The sequence below is a fragment of the uncultured Desulfovibrio sp. genome (assembly GCF_944327235.1).
In the GTDB taxonomy this organism is placed as follows: domain Bacteria; phylum Desulfobacterota; class Desulfovibrionia; order Desulfovibrionales; family Desulfovibrionaceae; genus Desulfovibrio.
Genome location: NZ_CALVHE010000036.1, coordinates 1 through 24,622 on the forward strand (window position 1 = coordinate 1; position 24,622 = coordinate 24,622).

At 64.7% G+C, this 24,622-nt stretch carries 18 protein-coding genes; 16 read left to right on the forward strand and 2 right to left on the reverse strand.

The genetic code is table 11. The features are described 5' to 3' along the window. The first annotated feature begins 393 nt into the window (after positions 1 to 393). The 4 genes from Q0K00_RS06700 (at position 394) to Q0K00_RS06715 (ending at position 3,259) form a co-directional block, all read left to right on the forward strand. Positions 394 to 1,278 (forward strand): carboxymuconolactone decarboxylase family protein, encoded by an 885-nt coding sequence (locus tag Q0K00_RS06700; protein WP_297228196.1) that lies wholly within the window; start codon positions 394 to 396, stop codon positions 1,276 to 1,278. Positions 1,279 to 1,338: 60 nt separating this feature from the next. Further along, positions 1,339 to 2,088: an SDR family oxidoreductase gene (locus tag Q0K00_RS06705; protein ID WP_297228197.1), complete on the forward strand. Its 750-nt coding sequence runs from the start codon at positions 1,339 to 1,341 to the stop codon at positions 2,086 to 2,088. Positions 2,089 to 2,308: 220 nt separating this feature from the next. Next, positions 2,309 to 2,719 (forward strand): putative quinol monooxygenase, encoded by a 411-nt coding sequence (locus tag Q0K00_RS06710; protein WP_297228198.1) that lies wholly within the window; start codon positions 2,309 to 2,311, stop codon positions 2,717 to 2,719. Positions 2,720 to 2,758: 39 nt separating this feature from the next. Beyond that, on the forward strand, positions 2,759 to 3,259 hold the full coding sequence (locus tag Q0K00_RS06715; protein WP_297228199.1) for a cyclophilin-like fold protein: 501 nt from the start codon (positions 2,759 to 2,761) through the stop codon (positions 3,257 to 3,259). 76 nt (positions 3,260 to 3,335) lie between these two features. Here the strand turns inward: Q0K00_RS06715 and Q0K00_RS06720 are convergent, their stop codons facing one another. Beyond that, on the reverse strand, positions 3,336 to 4,352 hold the full coding sequence (locus tag Q0K00_RS06720; protein WP_297228200.1) for an AraC family transcriptional regulator: 1,017 nt from the start codon (positions 4,350 to 4,352) through the stop codon (positions 3,336 to 3,338). Positions 4,353 to 4,440: 88 nt separating this feature from the next. Here Q0K00_RS06720 and hsdR point away from each other — a divergent pair, with 88 nt between their 5' ends. The 8 genes from hsdR to Q0K00_RS06760 all read left to right on the forward strand — a co-directional run bounded on the left by hsdR (position 4,441) and on the right by Q0K00_RS06760 (position 16,097). Beyond that, positions 4,441 to 7,701, forward strand: a complete 3,261-nt coding sequence (gene hsdR / locus Q0K00_RS06725) for a type I restriction-modification system endonuclease (RefSeq protein ID WP_297228201.1) — start codon at positions 4,441 to 4,443, stop codon at positions 7,699 to 7,701. Beyond that, entirely contained in the window at positions 7,698 to 9,116 is a 1,419-nt protein-coding gene (locus tag Q0K00_RS06730; protein WP_297228202.1) for an N-6 DNA methylase, read from the forward strand. Before hsdR ends, Q0K00_RS06730 begins: the two co-directional genes overlap by 4 nt. Further along, positions 9,113 to 10,477, forward strand: coding sequence for a restriction endonuclease subunit S (locus tag Q0K00_RS06735; RefSeq protein ID WP_297228203.1), 1,365 nt, complete (start codon positions 9,113 to 9,115; stop codon positions 10,475 to 10,477). Before Q0K00_RS06730 ends, Q0K00_RS06735 begins: the two co-directional genes overlap by 4 nt. Positions 10,478 to 10,509: 32 nt before the next feature. Continuing rightward, entirely contained in the window at positions 10,510 to 11,160 is a 651-nt protein-coding gene (locus Q0K00_RS06740) for a TetR/AcrR family transcriptional regulator (protein ID WP_297228204.1), read from the forward strand. A gap of 316 nt (positions 11,161 to 11,476) precedes the next feature. Beyond that, entirely contained in the window at positions 11,477 to 12,031 is a 555-nt protein-coding gene (locus tag Q0K00_RS06745; RefSeq protein WP_297228205.1) for an NAD(P)H-dependent oxidoreductase, read from the forward strand. A 1,219-nt stretch (positions 12,032 to 13,250) separates the two neighbouring features. Beyond that, positions 13,251 to 14,426 (forward strand): sensor domain-containing diguanylate cyclase, encoded by a 1,176-nt coding sequence (locus Q0K00_RS06750; RefSeq protein ID WP_297228206.1) that lies wholly within the window; start codon positions 13,251 to 13,253, stop codon positions 14,424 to 14,426. Positions 14,427 to 14,740: 314 nt separating this feature from the next. Further along, entirely contained in the window at positions 14,741 to 15,247 is a 507-nt protein-coding gene (locus Q0K00_RS06755; RefSeq protein WP_366141144.1) for a cupin domain-containing protein, read from the forward strand. 211 nt (positions 15,248 to 15,458) lie between these two features. Then, positions 15,459 to 16,097 (forward strand): flavodoxin, encoded by a 639-nt coding sequence (locus Q0K00_RS06760; RefSeq protein WP_297228207.1) that lies wholly within the window; start codon positions 15,459 to 15,461, stop codon positions 16,095 to 16,097. Positions 16,098 to 16,536: 439 nt separating this feature from the next. Here the strand turns inward: Q0K00_RS06760 and Q0K00_RS06765 are convergent, their stop codons facing one another. Further along, complete coding sequence (locus Q0K00_RS06765; RefSeq protein WP_297228208.1) at positions 16,537 to 17,466, reverse strand: AraC family transcriptional regulator; 930 nt, start codon at positions 17,464 to 17,466, stop codon at positions 16,537 to 16,539. 365 nt (positions 17,467 to 17,831) lie between these two features. Between Q0K00_RS06765 and cobI the strand changes: the two genes are divergently transcribed. Genes cobI through cobM form a run of 4 tightly spaced genes read left to right on the forward strand, consistent with a single transcriptional unit; the run spans position 17,832 to position 24,364 of the window. Beyond that, the gene (cobI, locus tag Q0K00_RS06770; RefSeq protein WP_297228209.1) at positions 17,832 to 18,533 is read left to right on the forward strand and encodes a precorrin-2 C(20)-methyltransferase; all 702 of its coding nucleotides are present in this window, start codon (positions 17,832 to 17,834) and stop codon (positions 18,531 to 18,533) included. A gap of 13 nt (positions 18,534 to 18,546) precedes the next feature. Then, a complete protein-coding gene (locus tag Q0K00_RS06775) occupies positions 18,547 to 19,188 on the forward strand; it encodes a precorrin-8X methylmutase (RefSeq protein WP_297228210.1) in 642 nt (213 codons plus the stop codon). A 44-nt stretch (positions 19,189 to 19,232) separates the two neighbouring features. Continuing rightward, a complete protein-coding gene (cbiD, locus tag Q0K00_RS06780; RefSeq protein WP_297228211.1) occupies positions 19,233 to 21,758 on the forward strand; it encodes a cobalt-precorrin-5B (C(1))-methyltransferase CbiD in 2,526 nt (841 codons plus the stop codon). Continuing rightward, the gene (gene cobM, locus Q0K00_RS06785) at positions 21,755 to 24,364 is read left to right on the forward strand and encodes a precorrin-4 C(11)-methyltransferase (RefSeq protein WP_297228212.1); all 2,610 of its coding nucleotides are present in this window, start codon (positions 21,755 to 21,757) and stop codon (positions 24,362 to 24,364) included. The genes cbiD and cobM overlap by 4 nt, the downstream gene beginning before the upstream one ends. The last annotated feature ends 258 nt before the right edge of the window (positions 24,365 to 24,622 follow it).

Sequence of the window (24,622 nt, forward strand, 5' to 3'; positions counted from 1 at the left end):
AGCAGAGCGAGGGGTTCCCCTTCCCCCCAAACAGACAGCGAATAGTGTTAACAGGCCTAGCGCATTTTCAGTTTGAAACGCTTTGCGTTTCAAACCATACGGCCTGTCGTTTCGCGGAAAAAGCGCGGTCATTCCGCTTGGTCTTGGCCGGGCGGCGCTGTGCCGCCGCCTCGCATTTTGTCTTTTTCAAAGGCGAAATGCTCTATTCGCTGCGTGCTGGGACGCGCGTCCTGCGGCCGTCAGCTCGCAGGGGCTGGCCGTCTGAGAAGATCAGGCAAGTTTTTGCGAAGATCGTTCCTTTCGCCGCCCGCGGGACCGGCCTACTCTCCATCACAGGAAACAGGATACCCCGGACAGCGCAGTGCGGCCCGGCACGCCATACAGGAGGACAACATGAAGGTTTTCGGCATCTCACCGGCCCGGCATCTTTTTTTCATTCTCTGCGGGATGACCCTCCTGCTGGGCGACCTGCCGCCGGTGTGGGCGGCAACAACAGCACAAGACAAGGGAGCAACGAACATGGACAGGATCAGCACAGCGGCCCAAAACCGGCAGGCCCTCATGGGCGAGGCCGGATCGTCTCTGGCGCGGACGGACCCCGAACTCGCCGCCATGCGGGACCGCCTCGTGTACGGCGAGATCGTGGACGGCGGCACGCTCGACCAGCGGCAGAAAGTGCTTGTGGCGCTGGTGACCCTTGCCGCCATCCAGACGCTGGATGAGGTGAAGGAACATACGGAGGCGGCCCTGCGCCGCGGCGTCAGCCCCGTGGAGATCCGCGAGGCGCTGTACCAGTGCGCGCCGTATATCGGCTTTCCCCGCACGGAAAGCGCTCTGCGTCTGGTCAATGAGGTCTTTGCCGCCCACGGCATCGCCCTGCCTCTGGAAAATCAGGGCACAGTGACGGAGGACAGCCGCTTTGCGGACGGTCTGGCGGTGCAGAAGGGCATTTTCGGGGAGGCCATCGACAAGATGCACGCCGCGACCCCGCAGGGCCAGAAGGACATCATGGTCGATTTCCTTTCCGCCTTCTGCTTTGGCGACGTGTATACCCGCAAGGGGCTTGATCTGAAGATGCGCGAACTGCTGACCTTTACCGTCATCAGCGCGCTGGGCGGCTGCGAAGCGCAGGTCAAGGCCCATGTGCAGGGCAACGCCAATGTGGGCAACAGCAAACAGAACCTCATCGACGCGCTGGCCATGATGCTGCCGTATATCGGCTTCCCGCGGACGTTGAACGCCCTTGCCTGCGTCAATGCCGTCCTGCAGGATTCCTGATGCGGCAGCCCGGCCAGGCGAACAGAACCACAGACCCCAACCGTTTTTCTGGGAGGAGATATGGACATTCACGGCAAGGTCGTGCTGGTGGCCGGAGCCAGCAGCGGCATAGGCGAGGCGACGGCGATCATGTTTGCCCGCAAGGGCGCATCGGTCATGCTGGCGGGCAGACGGGAAAACCTGCTGCGCGGCATCGTGGAGAAACTGCGCGGCGAGGGCCATTCCGCCGACTGCGTGACTTGCGACGTCACGGACGAGGAGCAGGTGGAACGGATGGTCGAGGCGACGTGCCGGACCTTCGGGCGGCTGGACTACGCCTACAATAACGCCGGCATCATGAGCGACGACGTGGAAACGGCGGAAGTCAGCGCCGAAGAGTTCGACAGGGTCATCAACGTCAATCTCCGCAGCATGTTCCTCTGCATGAAGTACGAGCTGCGCCGGATGCTCGCGCAGGGCGGGGAGGGCTATTCCATCGTCAACTGCTCTTCCATCGGCGGGCTGATCGGTATGCCCGGGCGTGTCGCCTACCACGCCTCCAAACATGCCGTGCTCGGCATGACCAAGTGCGCGGCGCTGGAATACGCCGCGCGCGGCATCCGCATCAATGCCGTCTGTCCCGCCACCATCATGACGCCCATGGTGGAACATATGATGCGGACAGGGGCCATCACCGACGTCATCGAACCCATGCGGCGCGTGGGGACTCCGGATGAGGTGGCGTCCTGCATCGTCTGGCTGTCGTGTCAGGAGGCGGGCTTCGTCACCGGGCAGGGCATCGCCGTGGACGGCGGCTATACGGCGCAGTGAGCCGGGCGGCGGGCGGCGACCGGAACAGCGCCGCCCCCGCAATGCATTGGCGGCGGCCCGCATCGTGTTGCGCCTTGGAGCATTTTCAGTTTGAAACGCTTCGCGTCCCAAACCATACGGCCTGGCGTTTCGCGGAAAAAACACGGTTTTTCCGCTCACTTTGGACCGGGCGGCGCTGTGCCGCCGCCCCGCGTTTTGCGCAAAATGGAGAGGCTGGATCATGAAGAAAAAGGCGCTCTCCCTGCTTATGGGAGCATGTCTCATGCTGACAGGATCACCCATCGTCCATGCGGCGGAGACCTCATCCGTCCGCATCGCCCGGCTGGACATCAAGCCGGAATGTCTTGAAGCCTTCCTGAGCGCCGTCAGGGAGGAAATGGCCACATCTCTGCGCGTCGAGCCGGGCGTGCTTGCCCTGTACGCCGTTGCCGACCGGCAGGACCCGACGAAGCTGACGTTCTTTGAGATGTATGTCGATGACGCCGCCTATGAACGGCATCGCCGCACGCCGCATTTCCAGAAGTATTACCAGACCACAAAGGACATGATCGCCCGGCGCGTCCTGCTGGAGGCGGTCCCCGTGGAGCTGCGGGACAGGCGAGCCTCCGACGCGACGCCTCCGGCAAAGTGACGCCGTGCGACCGTCATCCCCAACCCCGGAAAAACTGCCATGAATACCCTGAAGTACATCCTGCCCGCCGCCCTGCTCCTTCTCGGCCTTGCCGCCGTGGCCACGGCGGGCACGCCGAGCGAACGGCTCCCCTCTTCGCCCGCCGCGGCGCGGCAGGACGGCGAGGGCCTGCGCGTGCGCCTGACCTTCGACGGCGGCGAGGCCATCGTCCTTCTGGAGGATCATCCCGCCAGCCGGAGTTTTTATGCCATGCTGCCCCTGCGGCTGACGCTGGAGGACTACAACGAGACGGAAAAGATAGGCTATCCGCCGAAAAAGCTGCAAACGGAAGGCTCCCCGTCCAGTTGCGACCCTGAGGCCGGTACGGTCGCCTATTATGCCCCGTGGGGCAATCTGGCCATTTTTTACCGGGACTTCCGGCACTCCCAAGGGCTTGTGCCGCTGGGACGGATAGTCAGCGGGATGCGGCGCCTTGCGGATATGCCCGACGGCGTTTCCGTGTACATGGAGCCGGTCCCCCGGCAGGGAAAAGGCCAGTAGACACACCGACCGACGCAAAAGGCGAACCTGTCCGCAGGTCCGCCTTTTTTTCTGAGCGCGCTTGCGGGGGAAGCCCCTACGCCGGACAGCGCCGCCTGCTGATGTCCCGGTGCGGCGACTCGCCAAACATGCGTTTGTATTCGCGGGTGAATTGGGTCACGCTTTCGTAGCCCACCGAGAGGGCCGCGCTGGCCGCGCGTTCGTTTTCCACCAGCATCAGGCGCTGCGCCTCGTAGAGGCGGAGCTGCTTGTGGTACTGCAGGGGGCTCAGACCGGTGATGCTCTTGAAATGCCGGTGCAGGCTTGAGACGGACATGCAGACCTGTCTGGCCAGTGCGTCCATGCGCAGGGGCCTGGTCATGTTCCGCCGCATGAGGGCGATGGCCTGGAGGATCTGGCCGTTCCGCGCGCCATGCGCGTACAGTCCCCGCAAAATGCCGCCCTGCGGCCCGGCCAGCAGCAGATAGTGCAGTTCGCGCATGATGAGCGGCGCCCGCACGGCGATCTGCCGGGGCTTGTCCAGCAGTTCCGCCAGCCGCAACACCCCTTCCATGAGATCCGGGTCGGCATCGGCCACGGACACCCCGCTGTCGTCCACGCCCGCCGCGCGCTCTTCCGGCGTCATCTCCATGAGCAGCTCTCCGAGCATCTGCCTGTCCAGATGAAAGAAGAGGGAAAGGAAGGGCCGTTCCGGCGTAGGGTCCACGGCATGGGACAGGCTCGGCATGTCCACCGCGGCCACCAGACACTGATCAGCGCGGATCGTGTATTCCCGCGACCCGAGCACGGCCCGCTTGCCGCCCTGCACGATCAGCGAGGCCAGCGGCCGCGTGAAGCAGCTTTCCGAACAGTTGACGGCTTCCCGCCGGACGAGGAACACGCCGTCAACGGGCCCCGGGAGGACAGCGGGACGCGGCACATGCCGCAGCAGGATCTCTTTCAGTCGCGCGTTGGCTTCGGTGATGCGTGCCTGTCTGTCATCGGTCATGGAATGCCTCCCGTCGGCCAGCGTATGCTTTTCCGCGCCGCGCCGCAACGCCCGGCAGGCGGCCCGCTTTGCCTTTTTGCCGGAAACGATATAGACTGACACCATCGGTTTTTGCGCGGCCATGCCGCGCGGTGGGCGGGAGGCGTTGCCGTGCGTCCGCGCCTGTCCGGCGTTTTTTTTCGGGGGAGAGGATATGGCATCCAATTTCGCCTTTTTGCGGACACGCTTTCCCGAGCTGGCCGAGCTCGGTATGCTGGCCGAACGCTATCTGCATTCGGACCCGCAATCCTGCCTGATGAAGACGGGGCTGCTGTGTGAGGGCATGATCCGGGTCATGTGCGCGCAGGACCATATTCCCCTGCCCGAACGCTGCGACGCGGCGACGCGCATCACTATTTTGCAGCAACGGGACGTGCTGCCCTCCGACGTGGCCGCGGCCTTTCATTTGCTGCGCAAGGAGCGCAACAGGGCGGCCCATGAAGGCGGCCCCTTTTCCCCGGAAAAGACGCGCGTCCTCCTGCAGATCGCGCACAGCCTGTGCGGCTGGTTTTCCCAGACCTACGGCGACGAGACCTCCCGGCCGGAAGCCTTCGTGGCGCCCGCCGCGGCGGACGACGCCCGGCAGGGGGGCGGCGAAGATGCCGGGCAGGATGCGGAACTGGCGGAACAGGCCGTCGCCCGTGCCGAGCGGAGCGCCGCCGAGCCGGAGGACGTACGCCGCAGGCGTGCCGCCGCTGCCGCGGGCGCGCGCCGCATATCCGAGGCCGAAACGCGCTATCTTATCGACGAGCAGCTCAGAAAGGTGGGCTGGGAGGCCGATTCCGAGAGCCTGCGCTACGCGCTCGGCACGCGGCCGCAGGCCGGGCGCAATCTGGCCATAGCCGAATGGCCCACGGATGCCGACGCGGGCGGCAGGGGGTATGCCGATTACGCTCTCTTTGTGGGGACGCGGCTTGTGGGGATCATCGAGGCCAAGGCCCGCCACAAGGACATCCCCGCCGTGCTCGACCACCAGTGCAAGGACTACGCCCGCCATATCCGCGCGGAACACGCGGCCCATGTCATCGGGGAATGGCGGGGTTTCCGCGTTCCCTTCCTCTTTGCCGCCAACGGCAGGCCCTATATCCGGCAGTATGCGGAAACGTCCGGCATCTGGTTTCAGGACGTGCGGCAGGCCGCCGGCGTGCCGCGTGCCCTGCACGGCTGGATGAGCCCCGCCGGACTGGAAGCGCTGCTCACGCGGGACGACGAGCGGGGCAACCAGCGTCTTGCCGCCCTGTCCGCCGATTTCCTGACCGACAAGGACGGCCTCAATCTGCGCGAATACCAGCTTCGCGCCATTGCGGCGGCCGAGCGGGCCGTGATGGAGGGCGCGCAGGCGCTGCTGCTGGCCATGGCGACGGGCACGGGCAAGACCCGGACGGTGCTTGGCCTGATGTACCGCTTTTTGAAGAGCGGACGCTTCCGGCGCATCCTTTTTCTTGTGGACCGTACCGCGCTGGGTTCGCAGGCGCTGGCCGTCTTCAGGGACGTGAAGCTGGAGGAGCTCCAGCCGCTGAGCGGCATCTATTCCATATGCGGCCTGACGGACACGGACATGGGACCGGAGACCCGCGTGCATGTGGCCACCGTGCAGAGCATGGTCAGACGCATTCTCTACGGCGAAGGCAGCGACACCATGCCCTCGGTCAGCGACTACGATCTTGTCATCGTCGATGAAGCGCACCGGGGCTACATCCTTGACCGGGAAATAACCGACGGCGAGCGGCTCTACCGCGATCAGCGCGACTACCAGAGCAAATACCGCGAGGTCATCGACTATTTCCAGGCGGTCAAGATCGGCCTGACGGCCACGCCCGCGCTCCAGACCACGCGGATTTTCGGGCCGCCCGTATTCACCTACTCGTACCGTGAGGCGGTCATCGACGGCTTTCTGGCGGATTACGACGCCCCGCACCAGCTGAGCACGCTCCTCAGCGAGCAGGGCATACACTACAAGCCCGGCGATACCGTGGCCCTCTTCGACCCCGCCACCGGCGAGATCACCAATGCCGCCCTTCTGGACGATGAGCTCGACTTCGAGGTGGACGAGTTCAACCGCACCGTCATCAATGAGAATTTCAACCGGGAGATCTTGCAAGAGATCGCCAAGGACATCGACCCGGAGGACGCCTCCTCCGGCAAGACGCTCATTTACGCCGTCAACGACCGCCACGCGGACATGATCGTCCGCATCCTCAAGGAGATCTATGCCGAGGAGCTGGTGGATACGGATGCCGTTATGAAGATCACCGGCAGCATCGGTAACCGCAAGAACATCGATGCGGCCATCCTCCGTTTCAAAAACGAGAGCTTTCCCAGCATCGCCGTTACGGTGGACCTGCTCACCACCGGCATCGACGTGCCGGAGATCACCCGCCTCGTATTCCTGCGGCGGGTCAGGTCCCGCATACTTTTCGAGCAGATGCTCGGCCGCGCCACCCGCCTGTGTCCGGCCATCGGCAAGACGCATTTCGAGGTCTACGACGCCGTGGGCCAGTTCAGCGCCCTTGAGCCGCTCACCAGCATGAGGCCGGTGGTCAGCAATCCCTCGGTGAGCCTTGATCTGCTGCTGGACGGACTGGAGGTCATGGACGAGCCGGAGCATATCCAGAGTCAGGTCAGTCAGATACTCGGCCTGCTGCAACGCCGCAGGCGCAGCCTGCCGGAGGAGGTCCGGCAGCAGTTTGCCGACCTGTGCGGCGACACGCCGGAGGCCCTCATCCGGCGCGTGCGGACGGCGCAGCCGCGGGAGGCCAGGGAATTTCTGCTGGCCCGGCGGGATGCGCTGGCCCTTCTGCGGGCGTCGGACGGGACGGGCAGCCGCACCATCGTCCTTTCCGATACGCCGGACGCGCTCACCAGCCATACGCAGGGCTACGGCAAGGATCATCTGCGCCCCGCCGACTATCTGGAATCCTTTGCCCGCTTCGTGCGGGAGCACCGCGACGAGATCGCGGCCATGAACCTCATCTGCACGCGCCCGGCCGACCTCACGCGCGAGAGCCTCAAGAGCCTGCGCCTGACCCTGGGGCGGGAGGGCTTCACCGTCCGGCAGCTCAATTCCGCCCTGTCCCGCATGAGCAATACGGACATCGCGGCGGACATCATCGGCCTTGTGCGCTGTTACGGCGTCAATGCGGAGCTGCTCGGCCACGAGGAGCGCGTCCGCCGCGCCGTGGCCCGGCTGAAACAGGCCCACGAATTTTCCGCCGCCGAAAAAAAATGGATCGACCGCATGGAAAAATACCTGCTCAACGAGTCCGTGCTGTCCGTGCGCACCTTTGACGAGAGCGTCGTCTTTCGCGACAGGGGCGGCTTTGCGGCGCTGAACAAGCTGTTCCGCAATGAGCTGGAAAACCTTGTGAACGAGTTGAATGCCTATCTGTACGATGATGGAGGCCTTGCCGCATGACCACACAGGAGATCGTCGCCAAACTCTGGAACCTCTGCAATGTTTTGCGGGATGACGGCATCACCTACCACCAGTACGTTACCGAGCTGACCTATCTCCTCTTCCTGAAAATGGCCAAGGAGACCGGCAGGGAAGACGACATCCCCGCCGCCTGCCGCTGGGATGCGCTGGCCGCCCGCAGCGGCGTCGAGCTCAAGCATGTGTACAAGCGGGCGCTTGCCGAGCTGGGCGAGACCGGCACGGGCCGCGTGCGGGAGATCTATCAGGGCGCGGTGTCCAACATCGACGAGCCGAAGAATCTGGAAAAGATCATCACCAGCATTGATGCGCTGGACTGGTATTCCGCGCAGGAGGAAGGCCTCGGCAACCTTTATGAAGGCCTGCTGGAAAAAAACGCCAATGAAAAGAAGTCCGGCGCGGGCCAGTATTTCACCCCGCGCGTGCTCATCGACGTGATGGTGCGCCTCATGGAGCCGCGGGTCGGGGAGCGCTGCAATGACCCGGCCTGCGGCACCTTTGGTTTCATGATCGCCGCGGACAGATACCTCAAGGCGCGTACCGACGATTATTTCGATCTGGACGAGGAGCAGGCCGTCTTTCAGAAAACGCAGGCCTTCACCGGCTGCGAGCTGGTGCACGACACCCACCGTCTTGCCCTCATGAATGCCATGCTGCACGGCCTGCAAGGGGAGATACGCCTTGCCGATACCCTGTCCACGGCGGGCAAGGACCTCAAGGACTACGACCTCGTGCTGACCAATCCGCCTTTCGGCACCAAGAAGGGCGGCGAGCGGGCCAGCCGGGACGACTTTTCCTTTCCCACCGGCAACAAGCAGCTGAATTTCCTGCAACATATCTACCGCAGCCTCAGGCGCGGCGGCCGGGCCGCCGTGGTGCTGCCGGACAATGTGCTCTTTGCCGACGGCGACGGCGCGCGCATCCGGGCGGACCTCATGGACAAATGCGACCTGCACACCGTCCTGCGCCTGCCCACGGGCATCTTTTATGCTCAGGGCGTCAAGACCAATGTGCTGTTTTTTGCGCGCGGCCAGAGCGACAGGGGCAATACCGCCGAGGTCTGGTTTTATGACCTGCGCACCAATATGCCCTCGTTCGGCAAGACCAACCCGCTCCGGCCGGAGCACTTCGCCGCCTTTGAGGCGGCCTATGCCGCGCCGGACCGCCACGCCGTGCGGGATGAACGCTGGAGCGCCTTCAGCCGGGAGGCCATCGCGGCGCGGGGGGACAGTCTGGACCTCGGCCTGATCCGGGACGCCGCGCTGGTGGACGCCACCGAGCTGCCCGACCCCGTCGAAAGCGGCGAGGAATGCCTTGCCCTGCTCGACGAGGCGATGGACCTGATGCAGGGCGTGGTGCGCGAGCTGCAGCGCCTGACCGGCAAGGAGGCGGAATGATGGCCCGCCCCCGCAAGAATGCCGCCGCGTCCCGCGCCTCCCTGCTGCCGGAAAGCGCCCCCCTGCCGGAGATCCCCGTGCGGGAACAGCCCTACCCTCTGCCCGAGGGCTGGAAATGGGTGCGGTTGGGAGATGTTACACAAATTGCAAGCGGTGGGACACCATCTTCCAAGACAAAAGAATTTTACGATAACGGTAATATTCCATGGTTATCACCAGCAGATTTATCAAACTATACTGCCGTATATATTTCACATGGCAAAAAAATGCTCACCCCTTTGGGACTCAAAAATTCTTCAGCACGCCTGCTTCCCTCAAACACGGTTTGTCTTTCTTCTCGCGCGCCTATAGGTTATGTAGTTATAGCACAAAACCCGCTGTGCACAAATCAGGGATTTAAAAACTTTCTGCCTTCTCATTTATATACTCCTCGATTTCTCTACTGGTATTTAAAAGGGAGCAAACCGCTTCTTGAATCGTATGCAAGCGGAACAACATTTCTTGAGTTGTCTGCAACAAAGGTTGCGCGTATCCCCTTTCCCCTCCCCCCGCGAGAGGAGCAAGAACGCATCGTCGGACATATTGAATCCCTCTTTGCCCGGCTGGACGAGGCCCGGCAAAAGGCGGAGGCCGTGCGGGACAGTGTGGCCCTCCGCAGGGCTGCCATCCTGCACAAGGCGTTCACGGGAGAACTGACGGCCAAATGGCGGGAGGAACAGGGGGTAGAGTGCTGGCCTTTGACTACGCTGCATAAAGTTAGTTCACTCATTACTAAAGGTGCCTCTCCCAAGTGGCAAGGTATTTCTTATGTTGAGGACGAAACTCAAACATTATTTGTAACGAGTGAAAACGTCAGAGAAGGATACTTAAAATTTGAAAATAAAAAATTCGTTGAGGATTCAATAAACATTAAACAAAAAAGGTCTTGCCTCAAGTACGGAGATATTCTTATAAATATAGTTGGCGCATCAATAGGTAGAGCGGCAGTTTATCAAGAAAAATACAAAGCAAATATAAATCAAGCTGTTTGTTTGGTACGGTTGTATGAAAATATTTCCTCATCCTATGTCTGCTATTATCTCAATTCTCCTGCCGCATTGACCTATTATTTTGAAAATAAGGCAGAAACAGCACGAGCAAATCTTAGTCTAACTGACATCAATAATATCACTCTTCCTCTCCCCACGCTTCCCGAACAGCGGGAAATCGTCCGCATCCTCGACGATCTCCTCGGCAGGGAGCAGCGTATCAGGGAGGCCGCCGATGCCGTCGTGGCGCACATCGAGCGCATGAAAAAGGCCATCCTTGCCCGCGCCTTCCGGGGCGAGCTGGGCCGGGCGGACTGTCCGTCCCGCCCCTGAGCCGTCGCCCTTCCAATCCTTCCGGGAACGTCATGTCCGCTCAGTCTCGCGCCCTCCAGTCCTCCACCAGCCGCGGCAAGGGCCGCCCTCGCGCCTTTGACCGGGCGCAGGCCCTGCACAGCGCGCTGGAAGTCTTCTGGCGGCGGGGCTACGCGCCCGCGTCCGTGGCGGAGCTGTGCACGGCCATGCGCATCAATCCTCCCAGTCTGTACGCCACGTTCGGCAACAAGGCCGCCCTCTTCCTCGAGGCGCTCCGCCATTATGAACGTACCTACTGGGACGCCCCGTCCCGCCGCTTTCAGGAAGAGCCGGACGTGCATACGGCCGTGGAGCATTTCTTTCGGGACGCGGCCCGCATCCTGCTTTCCCCGCACACGCCCTGCGGCTGTATGGTGGTGCTGGCCGCCGTCAACATCGCTGACGACGAGACGGAGATCATCGCCGCCGTGCGTGAGCTGCGGCAGGCTACTGAGACCCTGTTTGCCCACCGCCTGCGCCGGGCCGTCCGGGAGGGCCAGCTCCCCCCGGATACGCCTGTCGGGCCGCTGGCGGGCGCGCTGAACACCCTGCTTGAGGGCCTCTCCCTGCAAGCTCGGGACGGCCTGTCCCTGTCCGAACTTTCCGCCATTGCGGGCCTTGCCGTCCGCCTGCTCCCCCCGCCCCGCCCCGCTTCTCATTGCTGACGACCGCATTTGCCCCGCGTCCGGCCTTCTTTGCTCATTGACATTTTTTTAGTAGTTATTAAAAAAATGTCATGCGCGGCACGACGGGGCGCCTTCCCACACCGGGTTTCCCCGTCCACGACCGCACCGCCATTTTTCGCGCGGGAAGCGTTTTGCCGTTGGAAAAGGCGGAACGCGGAGCGGCGGTACAGCGCCGTCCGGCGCAAAATGCGCGGCGGCCCCGGCGTTCCTTCCGCGAAACGACAGGCCGCAAGGGCTGGAACGCGAAGCTTTACAAACGGAAAATGCTCCCCCAATGCTCCAAAGGAGAAAGATCATGAGCAAGCACATCGTCATCCTGAACGGCAGTCCCCGCCTCCACGGCAACACGGCCATGCTTTGCGACGCCTTTGCCGAAGGCGCGGCCGAGGCCGGACACATCGTCACCCGCTTCGACCTGCAGCGGATGGACATACGCGGCTGTCTCGGCTGCGTGAAGGGCGGCAAGGATGCCGCGCATCCCTGCGTGCAAAAGGACGACATGGCGGCCATCTATCCGGCGTATACGGCGGCGGATCTGGTCGTGCTGGCCTCGCCCATGTACTATTGGGGCTTCTCCGGCCAGCTCAAGACCGCTTTTGACCGCCTGTTTGCCGTGGCCGAATGCCGCCCCGATTACGCCAATCCGCGCAAGGACTGCGTGCTCCTCATGGCGGCGGAAGGCAACAGCCCGGAGAACTGGAGACCTGTGCTGGATTATTACCACGCCCTGCTCGGCTTCCTCCACTGGCGGGACTGCGGACAGGTGCTGGCCGGGGGCGTCTTTGAGGCGGGCGCGGTGGCCGGGCAGCCCGCCCTGCGGGAAGCCCGCACGCTCGGCGCTTCCCTGTAACCACCAAACGCCCCGCCTGCCGCGCCGTGGATCGCCCGCAGCGCGGCAGGCACTTTCCCGGCCTGTTGGCCCTGCCCGTCGCCTGTCTGGCGGGTGGCATATCCCTCGTCCCGCTGCCGATGCCCACGGCGGCCCGCGTCGCGACAGGGCATGGTCGTTTTCATCCGACGCGAGAAAAGGCGTTCTCGCCCCCTTCCTCCCAAGCCCCAGCCTTTCCCCAGCGCGCCTTTGGCGCATTTTGCCGTTGAAAAAGGCGGAATGCGAGGCGGCGGCACAGCGCCGCCCGGCAAAAACCAAGCGGAATGACCGCGTTTACCGCGAAGCGACAGACCGTATGGTCTGGAACGCGAAGCGTTTCAAACGGAAAATGCTCTGCCAGAGAAGAGTCGGGGACACGCGGCCCCCTTCCCCCGCCGCAGGCTGACGCGCAAACGTGCGTATTTCCTCACGAGAGCACACCGCCGAACGGTATCCCCCATGCCTGCCGCGTCCCGCCCGCGCTACGCCTGCCCGCATGAACGACCGCGCGGAGGGAACAAACTGCTTGACGTACTGATGTTCGTGGATTACGCAAAAATTAGGCGTACGACTCCATAATTCTCGTACATACGTTCCCGCTGCATTCCACGTTTGAAATGGGAAGACCGCCATGCCAAGTCCTCTGAAAGCGCCGCGCGACCGCTGACCGTTCTCCCGCCCCGAAGGGTCGTCCTTTCCCGCCTTTTCCGGCAGGAGCTTTTTCCCCTTCTTCAGGAAACTGTCATGCGTCACGCAGTCCCTCCCCCCCCCCCCCGATTGTGAATGTCTTGCGGTCTCATTCCCCGAGCATCCGGCCAGACTGCCGCCGCTTCTGAAAATTTTCCTTTTCGCTTCCGCTCGTCGCGACCCGCGCCCGCTCAGGAGCTCCAGAGGGCTTTCATCCAGCACATCCGAGAATGCACATGGAATGTAATGATTTATTACTTGACAAAAAAGATAAATATATCCATCGTCTTTTTTTGACGTTCCTTTTCTCTCTGCTGGCCTCCGCCGCATGGATAGCTCATGCCGTCCAGAAGGAAGAGCGGGAGCTGCGGCGATCATCCCAGTTTTACAGTCATAACATCTCGCAAAAACTCTCCCTGCTCTGCCAAACGCTCGCGCAAAATCTCAACCCGGTCTACACCATGCTGGTTCTGCAACGGGGGGAACGGAGAACTTTGCCTATATTGCGGACGATGTGCTCAGATCCAATGCGGAGATTATCAATATCAATCTGGCAAAAGACGGTATCGTCAGCGACGTTTTCCCATACGACGGCAACAGCGTGGCCATCGGCCATGATCTTCTGCGGGCGGAGGACAGGAAGCGGGAAGCCCTCCTCGCGCGAGAGTCGAAAAAAATGACGCTCTCCGGCCCGTTCGATCTGGTGCAGGGCGGTACCGGGATCGCTTTTCGGCAGCCCATCTTTTTGCCGCGCGGCCCCGGCACGCCGGAAAAGGACTTCTGGGGCTTTGCCATCATCACCTATCGTTTCCCGGAGATCTTCACCGCACGGATAGATTTCGGCATCCTGACCGCCGCCGGTTTTTCCTGGGCGCTCTGGCGCAAGGATCCGACAAGCGGCAAGCGCGCCGTCCTCCTTTCGTCCGATACGGCGCTCGCTGAAAATATCCACCAAAAGGCCATCCCCCTGCAAAACGTGACGTGGTATCTCGACATCAGCCCCGTGTATGGCTGGATCAGCCCGAAGAAAGTCGTTCGCTACGCTTCCGTCGCGCTTACGCTCTGCCTCCTCTTTTCGCTCGTGGTGACGCAGTTCGCCGTCCTCATCAACAAGAACAAGGAAATATCCATACAGGCCAAGACCGACCCTCTGACCCGGCTCTACAATAAAAATTTCTTCTGGGAACTGCTTGAACCCGCCATCGACCGCCATCTCAGGCATATCTACGGCCGCAATGATCCCCGTCTCTTCCTCTGCGTGTTCGATCTGAACGATTTCAAGCAGATAAACGACATCTACGGACATATCACCGGGGACAAGGTGCTCGTCGAATTCGCGCGCAGGCTGTCCGGCGAGCTTTCCCCGCATGATTTTGCCTCGCGCTTCGGCGGGGACGAATTCGTCGCCGTCTTTTACTGCGCGCCGGGACAGGAGCGGATGCTCCCCGAAAAGCTCGAGCACATCAAACTCAGGCTCCAGGAGACCTATGAGATAGACGGGGAAAAACTCAACGTCTCCTTCGGCTTCGGGGCCATATCCCCCAAGCGTGACATGCTCCCCGAAAAACGGGATCATCTGACCCTGGGGGAATTCTTTGTGGAGAAGGTGGACAAGGCCATGTATTCCGACAAAAGGATATTCCATACCCTCGGGAAGGCGGACGCGCTTGCGCCCGTCAAAGAGGGATAGCCCCACGCCCCGCCGACCCGCTCCCGCTCTTCCTCTTGCCGCCGTCCCGCCTCCTGTCTTTTTCACGGGCAAGATGCCCTAACGCCGGTCTCTGTCCCCCAGCCCTTCCTTTTCCCGCACGTCCACCGCGCCCTCGCCTCATCTCCCCGCCGCCTCCCGCTTCGCAGGGTGCCGGGCGTGTCGTTCCCTCGTTTGCTCCCGCGCCATTGCCGTCTGCGAGTATCAGGCAAAAAGTTGCAAGTATCGTGGATGGCCCGCCGGCGGCCTCGGCGTATGCTGTGTCCATCAAGATCGCAACACTTCAGGAGGAAACCATGAAAAAAGCCGTACTCGCCAGCCTGCTTTCCGTTTCCGCAGCCGCCGCCATGACCATGAGCCAGCCCGCCGCCGCCGAGGACGCCGGAGGACAAGTCATCATCCGCAGCGGCGAACAGGCCGCCATCAAGGGGTCGCCCAAGTTCTTCACCGGCAGCGTCCGCATAGACCCGCTCTACCCGGCCAACAATGAGATGCGTTCCAGCGGCGGCAGCGTGACCTTTGAGCCCGGCGCCCGCTCGCACTGGCATATCCACCCTGTGGGACAGGTGCTCATCGTCACCTCCGGCGTGGGCAGGACGCAGGAATGGGGCAAGCCCGTACAGGAGATCCGCGCCGGGGATGTCATCATCTGTCCCGTGGGCGTCAAGCACTGGCACGGCGCCGCCCCGGGGAGCGCCATGACGCATATCTCCATCTGCGAGGAAAAGGAACCCGGCAAGGTCGTCGAGTGGATGGAGCCGGTAACGGATGAACAGTATAACGGAACTACCGGCGACAAATAGCGCATTTTGCCGTTGAAAAGGGCAAAATGCGAGGCGGCGGCACAGCGCCGCCCGGCCCAAAGCGAGCGGAATGACCGCGTTTTTTCCGCGAAACGACAGGCCGTGCGGTGTGGACCGCGAAACTTTTCAAACGGAAAATGCTCATGGGCAGGCGGCGCTCCGGCTCCCCCCCGCCGCCACCCCGCGAACTTTGCCGCGCAAGGAGGACAGCATGTCCCAAAAAACATCCCTCCCCCCTACCACCGACCACCCGACCGCACCGCACGGGAACGGCCGCCGTTCGCGGCGGGAGTTCCTGCGGAGCGCCGCCCTTGGCGCGATAGCCGTTGCGACCGTCCCGCTGCTGCGGGGCCATACGGCCACAACAGGAGGAAGATCCATGCTCATCGTCTATTTTTCCCATTCCGGCAATACCCGTCGGCTCGCCGCCTGCATCCAGCGACTGACGGGCGGCGACATGGCCCAGATCACGCCCCTCACGCCCTACCCGCAGGACTATGACGCCGTGGTGGAGCTGGCCAGGCAGGAACAGCGGCGCAACGTCCGGCCGCCCATCGCCGCCATGCAGCCGGACCCGGCAGCGTACGACACGCTGTTTCTCGGCTATCCCAACTGGTGGGGGACCTTTCCCATGCCGGTGGCCATGTTTCTGGAAAACTATCCGGTGGGCAACAAGACGCTCGTCCCCTTCTGCACGCACGAGGGCAGCCGTCTGGGCAAGAGCGAGCAGGACCTCCGGCGTCTCTGCCCGCAGGCCCGCCTTCTGAAAGGCTTTGAGGTGCGCGGATCGCGCGTGGACGGCGCGGAGCCGTCCGTGAAAGCCTGGCTGTCGGAGCTGGGGCTGATTTAGGGCCTGTTTTGGGGGGAAGGGGAAGCCCTCGCGTCACCTAACGGGCACGGCCCTGCGGGCCGCCTTTCGGTCGCGCTCTGCTGTCGATGCCCGTAAGGCTCCTGCGTCACCTAACGGGCACGGCCCTGCGGGCCGCCTTTCGGTCGCGCTCTTTCCCCCAGTCCTTCCCCAGCACGATTTTACCGGGGGAAGGGTCGGGGACACGAGACCCCCCGCCCCAAAGGCAAGCGGAGCATGTACAGCTTACTTGCTTATCTGTTGAAATTATTTGCAAAACTTGCGCTGATAGCGCCCTGAGGCATTTTCAGTGTGAAACGCTGTGCGTTTCAAACCATATGACCTGTCGTTTCTCGAAAAAACGCGGTCATTCCGCTTGGTTTGGGCCGGGGCGGCGCTGTGCCGCCGCCTCGCGTTTTGCCTTTTTCAATGGCAAACCGCTCTATGCCGCGCTGTCCCGCAGGGCCACCGAGGCCCGACGGCGGTGCATGTCCCGCAGCGGCGGCTCCCCGAACACCCGCTTGTACTCCCGGTTGAATTGGGTGATGCTTTCGTAGCCCACCTTGAAGGCGGCCGCCGAGGCGCGTTCGTTTTCAAAGAGCATGAGGCGCTGCGCTTCATGGAGGCGCAGTTGCTTCTGATACTGCAGGGGGCTCAGTCCCGTGAGCAGCTTGAAGCAGCGGTGCAGATTGGCCGTGGACATGTTGACCTGACGGGCCAGCGCGGCTATGCGCAGACTGGACTTGTAATTCTCGCGTATCCAGTTGAGGGCCTGCACGGCCTGATGGTTTTGGGTCCCCGGCGTGTTCATCCGCCGCAGGATGCGTCCGTGCGGGCTGATCAGCAGCAGATAATGCAGTTCGCGCAGCATCATGGGCGCGCGGAACGGTATCTGTTCCGGCTTGTCCAGCAGTTCGATGAGGCGGAGGAACATCTCCAGGATATCGGGAGGCGTATCGGCTATGGACACGCCGGTCATGTCCTCCGTCGCGTCATCTTCCTCGCGCGGCATTTCCGCCGCCAGAGAGGCCAGCAGCGCCTTGTCCAGATAGCAGTAGCAGAACAGGAAGGGCTGTTCCGACGTCGGAGCCTCCACATAAGAGGCGATAGGCATATCCACGGCGGCGACGATGCTCTGGTTCGTCGAATAGATGTATTCGCGTCCGGCCATGTGGGAGTGCTTCGTCCCCTGCACGACCAGCCCCACCAGCGGCTTTTCAAAGCATTTTTCCGGCGTGCCGGACTCTTCGCGGCGGGCGAGGAGGAATCCCTCGACGGCTGTGGGCAGGATGCGGGGCCGGGGCAGGTGCTGGAGGATTTTTTCCCTGATGCGGGCATTCAGAAGGCGTGTGCGTTCCAGATCGTCCGACATGGTAGAGACTCCAAAAGGCGGGGAGATGCGCGTTCCGCACACGGTCTGTGCCGGACCCGCGCGTTTCAGCTCTTGTCTCCCCAATCTTAGCCGACTTGGGCGCAAAGGTCGAGACCGTCCGTGCCCGGCGTCGGGGGAAGCCTCCCCGCGCGTTCAGGTCCGCCGGGGAGACCCTGCTGATGTCTTGTTGACATGCGCGGCATTTTCAGTCCTTATCCACGGGGGGCGTCCGTAACGGCGGCCCCGGTCCAGGGACGGAAGATGGCGACGGCGGTCCGGCGGCGTCGGGCCTCCCTGTCATCGACACGGCATTCAGACCGCGGAAGGGCTGCGTGTGCGCCCCTCCCGCCACGAAGGAACAGTTCATGAAGCTCGGTAGCCTGTACGGGGTCGGCATCGGCCCCGGAGACCCCCGATACCTGACGTTTCGCGCCGCGGAAGTGCTGCGCGGAGCCGACATCATCTTTACCGTCATCTCGGCCAATGCCGAGGACAGCACCTCCCGGAGCGTGGTGGAGTCCCTCTCCCCCCGTGGGGAGATCCGCCAGCTCGTGTTCAGCATGTCGCGGGACGCCGCCGTGCGTCAGGCCCAGGTGGAGGAGAATGCCGCCGCCATCCTGACCGAACTGCGCGCCGGGCGGGACTGCGCGTTCGCCACGCTTGGCGACGCCATGACCTACAGCACGTTCGGCTATGTGCTGCCCATCCTCCGGCGGCGGCATCCCGAGCTCGACGTGGAGATCGTCCCCGGCGTCACCTCCTTCGCGACCTTTGCCGCCAAGGCCAGGACCGTGCTCGTGGAGAACGGCCAGCAACTGCGCATCATCCCCTCCTTCCGGGCGGAGATGGCCGACAGCCTGCGGTTCCCCGCCGGTTCGACCACCGTCCTGCTCAAGACCTACCGCAGCCGCAAGGCCCTGCTCGAGCGTCTGGCCCGCGAGGAGGATGTGGAGATCCTCTACGGCGAACATCTTTCCATGCCGGACGAATGCATCCTGAAAGAACCGGCGGACATCGCGGGACGGCCGGAGACCTATCTTTCCCTCATGCTGGTCAGGAAACAATAAGCCGGGAGCCTGTATGGAGATTCGCTGGGACCTCAGTGGCGCGGAGATCGAGCGGGAGAGCTTCCGCCGCATCGAGGCGGAATATCCCCGTCATCGCGACATGCCCGCGGAGGAGTGGCGCGTGGCCCGACGCCTCATCCACACCACCGCCGACACGCACATAGCCGACACGCTGGTCTTTCGCCATGATGCCGTGCGGGCGGGCCTGCGGGCCTTGCGGGATCATGCGCCCATCTTTACCGATTCCAACATGCTGCGTTCCGGCCTCTCGCTGGAACGGCTGCGCCGCCTGCATCCCGATTACGCCGCCGGGGACCTGCACTGCCACATCAGCGACCCCGACGTCGCGGCCCGCGCCAAAGCCGAAGGCCGCGCCCGCGCCCTGTGCAGCGCGGAGAAGGCCCGGCCCCTGCTGCCGGGGGCCATCGTCCTCATCGGCAATGCGCCGCTGGCCCTGGCCCGCATCGCCCGCTATATCCTGGAGGAGGACGTGCGTCCGGCGCTGGTGGTCGGTATGCCGGTAGGTTTCGTCAATGTGGTGGAATCCAAGGAACTGCTGGCCCGTTGCGACGTGCCGCAGATCGTGCTGGAAGGACGGCGCGGCGGCAGCGCGCTGGCCGTGGCCACCCTGCACGCCGTCATGGAAAGCGCCTGAGGCCCGGCCTCCGGCCCTTCGTACCGCTATCGCCGTTGTCAGTCATGGGAAGCAAAGGATCTGCTCGTCTGCGCTGGGGCTATTCCACCGGCGCCTGCGCCGCGGCTGTGGCCGTGGCGGCCTGGCTGCGCCTGCGGGACGGCGCGCGGGCGGACAGCGTCAGCCTGCATTTCCCCGACGGCCGTCAGCGCCGCCTGCCGCTGCTGCCGCCCTCTCCGCCCTATCTGGCCCGCATCCGCAAGAACGGCGGCGACGATCCCGATTGCACCCACGGGGCCACCGTCTGCGCCCGGCTGCGCGCCGCCACGCCCGATGAATGCCGCCCGGAGGACTACCGCCTGCGGGTGGGGGACGCGGACCTCATCCTGCGCGGCGGCACGGGCATCGGTCTGTGCACGCGGGCCGGGCTGGACTGCGAACCGGGGCGCTGGGCCATCAACAGCGGTCCCCGCCGGATGCTGGAGGACAATCTTTACCGGGCCGGACTGCGCTCCGGCTGCTGGCTGCTGGAGATCAGCATCCCCGAAGGCGTCGAGCTGGCGCGGCATACGCTCAATCCGCAACTGGGCATCGAGGGCGGCCTCTCCCTGCTCGGCACCACGGGGCTGGTGCGTCCCTACAGTCACGAGGCCTACCTCGCGACCATCCGCATCTGCGTGGAGGGCCATGCCCGCGACGGCGGCCGCAGCATGGTCTTCTGCACCGGCGGCCGTACCCGCAAGGGAGCCGGGAAACGCCTGCCGGACCTGCCGGAAAGCGCCTTCGTCTGCATCGGGGATTTCATTGCCGAAAGTCTGGGGCTGGCCTGCCGCCTCAAGATGGAGGAGATCGTGGTGGCCTGCATGGCGGGCAAGCTCTGCAAGTACGCCGCGGGCTTCCGCAATACCCATGCCGCCAAAAACCGGCAGGACATGGCGCTGCTGCGCGCCGAGGCGCGGCGCTGCCTGCCGGAGGACACAGCCGCGCACGAGGCCCTGGCGCACAGCGTCTCCGTGCGCGAGGCCCTGCTCTCCCTGCCCGACGAGGCACGCCCGGCCCTGCTGCGCCGTCTCGCCCGTCTGGCGCTGGAACAGCTCGCCCGGCATTGTCCCGCCTCCCCGGCCCTGCGTCTGCTGGTCTTCGACTTTGACGGCGGTTTTCTTTTCGAGGAAAGCCTCCCGGCCCGCTCCGGCGGGTCCCCCGTCCCGACGGACGCCCCGGAGCCGCTGCCGGAGACCCCCTCTCCAACGGAGGAAGGGCGGCACGTCCGGCAGGCCGACCCGCCGGAAAGCGTGGGGCCGGACTATTTCCTGCGCCCGGAAAACCAGTGTAACGGACAGGTGGACATCATCTCCTGCGGCATCGGCTTCCCTGACGACGAGACCACGCGGAGCCTGCTCACGCGGGCCGACGCGGTCTATGCCTCGCGCGCCCTGCTGGAGGCCTGCCCCCTGCCCCTGAAGGAAACGCACGTCATCGCGGCCCAGGCCCGACAGGACGCCGGGGACATCCTCCGGCGCAGCCGGGGCGGGGACCGCATCGCGGTGCTGGCCTCCGGGGACGCCCTGTATCACGGTTTCGGCGGCACCCTGTCCGCACTGGCCCGGCCGGGCGACGACCTCCGTTTCCATCCCGGCATAACGGCCTTTCAGGCGCTTTTCCACCGTCTCGGCCGCCCCTGGCAGGAGGCCCGCCTTTTCTGCGTCCACTCCGGGGAGGACATCCCGGCCCGGCAGATCGTGCAATGGCCGCTCACCGTCACCTACGCGGGCAGCCGCCACACGGCGGACGCCATCGCCCGCGCCGTGCTGGAGACGCATCCCGAGGCCGCCGGACGGGCCGCCGTCATGGCCGAACGGCTGGGCAGCCCGGAGGAGCGCCTCGTGCGGGCCTCGCTGCGCGACATCGCCGCGCTGTCCTGCGGGCCGACCTCCCTGCTGGTTCTGCTGGAACAGCAGGCGGACGATCCCGCCCAGGCGGCCCCGCCGCCCCCGCTGGCCCTGGGCCTGCCGGATGAGGTCTACGCGCACGAGGCCCATCTCATCACCGCGCCGGACGTGCGGGCGGTCATCCTTTCCCGTCTGCGCCTGCCGCACTGGGGCGTCCTGTGGGACATGGGCGCGGGCAGCGGCTCCGTGGGACTGGAAGCCGCGGCGCTCTGTCCCGGTCTGCGCGTGGTGGGCGTGGAACGCAAGGCCGAACGCGTGGCCCTCATGGAACGCAATGCCCGTCGGCTCGGCGTGGCCAACTACGGCGTCCGCACGGGCGAGGCGCTGGCCCTGACGCGCCTGCCCGCCGATGCGCCGGACGCCCTGCCCGACCCGGACAGGATATTCCTCGGCGGCGGGGGGCGGGAGCTGCCCGACCTGCTGACGGCCTGCATGGAGCGTCTGCGGCCCGGCGGCCTGCTGGTCGCCTCGTCCGTCACCCTGCAGAGCCTTGCCGATCTGCTGCGCTGGTCCCCGGAACGGCGCGCGGGCATCTGCCGTCTGGACGTGGCCGTGGAGGCCCCCCTTGCCCGCGTGCACCGGCACCTCGACCCGCAACACACCATCCATATCTTCACTTTCCAGAAAGAGGCTCAGGCATGAAAAGCATCGTCAACTTCGTGGGCGCCGGTCCGGGCGCGCAAGACCTCATCACCGTTCGCGGCCGCCGTCTGCTGGAAGAGGCGGACCTCGTGCTCTATGCCGGTTCGCTGGTCGATGCCGGGCATCTGGCCTGCTGCAAGCCCTCCTGCCGCCGCCTCGACAGCGCGGGCATGGATCTGGCGGCGCAGGTGGAATGCCTGCGCGAGGCCGCCGAGGCCGGACAGAAGGTCGTGCGCCTGCATACCGGCGACCCGGCCATGTACGGAGCCATCAACGAACAGATACGCGGCCTTGCCGAGCACGGCATCCAAAGCGTCATCGTGCCGGGCGTCAGCAGCGTCTTTGCCGCGGCCGCCGCGCTGGGCTGCGAACTGACCTGCCCGGACGGCAGCCAGAGCGTGGTCCTCACCCGCACGCCCGGCCGCACGCCCATGCCCGCCGCCGAGGACGCCGCGACCTTCGCCCGCACCGGGGCCACGCTGGCCTTCTTCCTCAGCACGGGCAACATCGCCTCGCTGTCCGACCGCCTCATGAAGGAAGGCGGCCTTGCGCCCGAGACCCCCGCGGCAGTGGTCTACCGCGCCTCCTGGCCGGATGAGCGCGTCCTGCGCGGCAGCCTCGCGGACATCGCCGCGCAGGTGGAAGCGGCGGGCATCGGCCGTCAGGCCCTCATCCTCGTGGGCGAGGCCCTGCGTCCGCAAGCAAGTTCGTCCCGTCTCTACGACGCGCGGTTCTCGCACGGCTACCGCAATCATCTGCCCGCGGAGCACTTCGACGGCCTCTGCGCCCTCTACGCCTTTACCGACAAGGGACTGGCGCTGGCCCGCGAGATGGCGGCCGGGCTCGATCTGCCCGTACGCATCTTCTCCACCCGCCCCGTGAGCGAGGAGGAGGCCGCCGCCGGTATCGTCCATCTGTCGGGCAACGGCTTCGACGCCGCCCTGCGGGCGAACTGGCGGCAGTTCGCGGCGCATGTCTTCATCAGCGCCACCGGCATCGCCGTGCGCAAGATAGCGCCCCTGCTGGAAGACAAATCCACGGACCCGGCGGTGCTGGCCTGCCCGGAAAGCGGCAGCCACATCATCAGCCTCACCTCCGGGCATCTGGGCGGGGCCAATCGGCTGGCCCGGCGCATCGCCCGTCTTACCGGCGGTCAGGCGGTCATCGGCACGGCGACGGACGTGAACGGCCTGCCCGCCTTTGACGAAGTGGCGGCCCGCCTCCATGCCCGCGTGCTGACGGTCAATGCCGTTCGTCCCCTCAATGCGGCCCTGCTGAGCGGCGAAAGCATCACCTTCTGCGGCCCGCGCGAGATCTACGACGCCCATTTCGCCGCCACCGGTCAGGTGGTCCTTGCGGCGCGGGCCGAGGACATTCGCACGCCGCGCGCCGTGCTCTGGGATGCGGAAGGCACAGTGCCCGCCGGAGTGGAACATCTGGACATCACGAGCCGCGCCCTCGTGCTGGGCCTGGGCTGCCGTCGCGGCACGGCCCCGGGAACGCTGCGGCGCGAGGCGGAAGCCTGCCTTGCCCGGCTGGGGATCGCGCCGCGACAGATCGCCCGGCTGGCCTCCTGCGACATCAAGGCCGACGAGGAAGCCATCCTTGCCCTGGCGCGGGAATGGGGGATACCGCTGGACCTCCACCCCGCCGAGAAGCTCGACGAAGTGCCCGTGCCCACGCCTTCGGCCACGGTGCGGGAGCGTGTGGGCACCGCCTCGGTCAGCGAGGCCGCCTGCCTGCTCTCCGCCGGGAAGGGCGGGCGTCTCCTCCAGCCCAAGATCGTGACGGAGGGCGTCACCCTGGCGCTGGCCCGCCTGCCCCACCTGGCAGGCCCCTCGCGCGAGCGCGGCCGGGTGCTGGTGGTGGGCCTCGGCTCCGGCGACGAGGCGCAGATCACCCCGCAGGTCAGCGCGGCCATAGCGGACAGCGACGTGCTGGCCGGATACGGCCCCTATCTGGACTTCATCCGGCAGCGCATCGGCAACCGCGAAGTGATCCAGAACGGTATGATGGGCGAGGTCGAGCGCTGCCGCCGCACGCTGGAAAGCGCCGCCGCCGGGCATACGGTCTGCATGGTCTGTTCCGGCGATCCCGGCATCCTGGCCATGGCGGGCCTGCTGTTCGAGCTGCGTTCCCGTGAGGCGGCCTTCCACGGCATCCCCATAACGGTGCTGCCCGGCATCACGGCCGCCAATATCGCCGCCGCCTCACTGGGCGCGCCCCTGCAGAACGGCTTTTCGCTGGTCAGCCTCTCGGATCTGCTGGTCCCCGCCGACGAGGTGCGCCGCAACCTGCGGGCCGTGGCCGCCTCCGCCCTGCCGGTGACCCTGTACAATCCCGCGGGCCGCAAGCGCCGCCATCTGCTGGAGGAGGCGCTGCGCATCTTCCGGGAGGAACGCGGGGAGGACCTGCTCTGCGCCTGGGTGAAGAACGCCGGTCGCCCGCAGGAAGAACGCTGGGTCGGCAGGCTGGCCGATCTCCCCGCGGACGACGTGGACATGTCCACCCTCGTGCTCATGGGCAGCGCCCGCACCCGCTACGAGGACGGCGTGCTCTACGAGGCCCGCGGCTATGTGGAAAAATATCTGGACGGCAAAGCCTGATGCCGTGGCGGGCATGGCGGGTAGCGTGTTTTTTTGGGGGGAGGGGAACCCCCTCCCGCACAGGCGGCAGCTATCGCCTTCAACATAAATTTATAAATGATTTCAATATATAAGAAAAGAAAACTGAACATGCTCCGCTTGCCTTTGGGGACGGGGGCGACTCGCGTCCCCGACTCTTCCCCGGTAAAAGCGCGCTGGGGAAGGGATGGGGGGCTTGGGGGGAAGGGGAACCCCTCCCGCGCCGGCGGAGGGGTTCCC

Excerpts from the sequence above, each read along its gene's own strand:
- Q0K00_RS06700 (WP_297228196.1), top strand. The coding sequence starts at position 394 with ATGAAGGTTTTCGGCATCTCACCGGCCCGGCATCTTTTTTTCATTCTC.
- Q0K00_RS06705 (WP_297228197.1), top strand. The coding sequence starts at position 1,339 with ATGGACATTCACGGCAAGGTCGTGCTGGTGGCCGGAGCCAGCAGCGGC.
- Q0K00_RS06710 (WP_297228198.1), top strand. The coding sequence starts at position 2,309 with ATGAAGAAAAAGGCGCTCTCCCTGCTTATGGGAGCATGTCTCATGCTG.
- Q0K00_RS06715 (WP_297228199.1), top strand. The coding sequence starts at position 2,759 with ATGAATACCCTGAAGTACATCCTGCCCGCCGCCCTGCTCCTTCTCGGC.
- Q0K00_RS06720 (WP_297228200.1), bottom strand. The coding sequence starts at position 4,352 with ATGGTGTCAGTCTATATCGTTTCCGGCAAAAAGGCAAAGCGGGCCGCC.
- hsdR (WP_297228201.1), top strand. The coding sequence starts at position 4,441 with ATGGCATCCAATTTCGCCTTTTTGCGGACACGCTTTCCCGAGCTGGCC.
- Q0K00_RS06730 (WP_297228202.1), top strand. The coding sequence starts at position 7,698 with ATGACCACACAGGAGATCGTCGCCAAACTCTGGAACCTCTGCAATGTT.
- Q0K00_RS06735 (WP_297228203.1), top strand. The coding sequence starts at position 9,113 with ATGATGGCCCGCCCCCGCAAGAATGCCGCCGCGTCCCGCGCCTCCCTG.
- Q0K00_RS06740 (WP_297228204.1), top strand. The coding sequence starts at position 10,510 with ATGTCCGCTCAGTCTCGCGCCCTCCAGTCCTCCACCAGCCGCGGCAAG.
- Q0K00_RS06745 (WP_297228205.1), top strand. The coding sequence starts at position 11,477 with ATGAGCAAGCACATCGTCATCCTGAACGGCAGTCCCCGCCTCCACGGC.
- Q0K00_RS06755 (WP_366141144.1), top strand. The coding sequence starts at position 14,741 with ATGAAAAAAGCCGTACTCGCCAGCCTGCTTTCCGTTTCCGCAGCCGCC.
- Q0K00_RS06760 (WP_297228207.1), top strand. The coding sequence starts at position 15,459 with ATGTCCCAAAAAACATCCCTCCCCCCTACCACCGACCACCCGACCGCA.
- Q0K00_RS06765 (WP_297228208.1), bottom strand. The coding sequence starts at position 17,466 with ATGTCGGACGATCTGGAACGCACACGCCTTCTGAATGCCCGCATCAGG.
- cobI (WP_297228209.1), top strand. The coding sequence starts at position 17,832 with ATGAAGCTCGGTAGCCTGTACGGGGTCGGCATCGGCCCCGGAGACCCC.
- Q0K00_RS06775 (WP_297228210.1), top strand. The coding sequence starts at position 18,547 with ATGGAGATTCGCTGGGACCTCAGTGGCGCGGAGATCGAGCGGGAGAGC.
- cbiD (WP_297228211.1), top strand. The coding sequence starts at position 19,233 with ATGGGAAGCAAAGGATCTGCTCGTCTGCGCTGGGGCTATTCCACCGGC.
- cobM (WP_297228212.1), top strand. The coding sequence starts at position 21,755 with ATGAAAAGCATCGTCAACTTCGTGGGCGCCGGTCCGGGCGCGCAAGAC.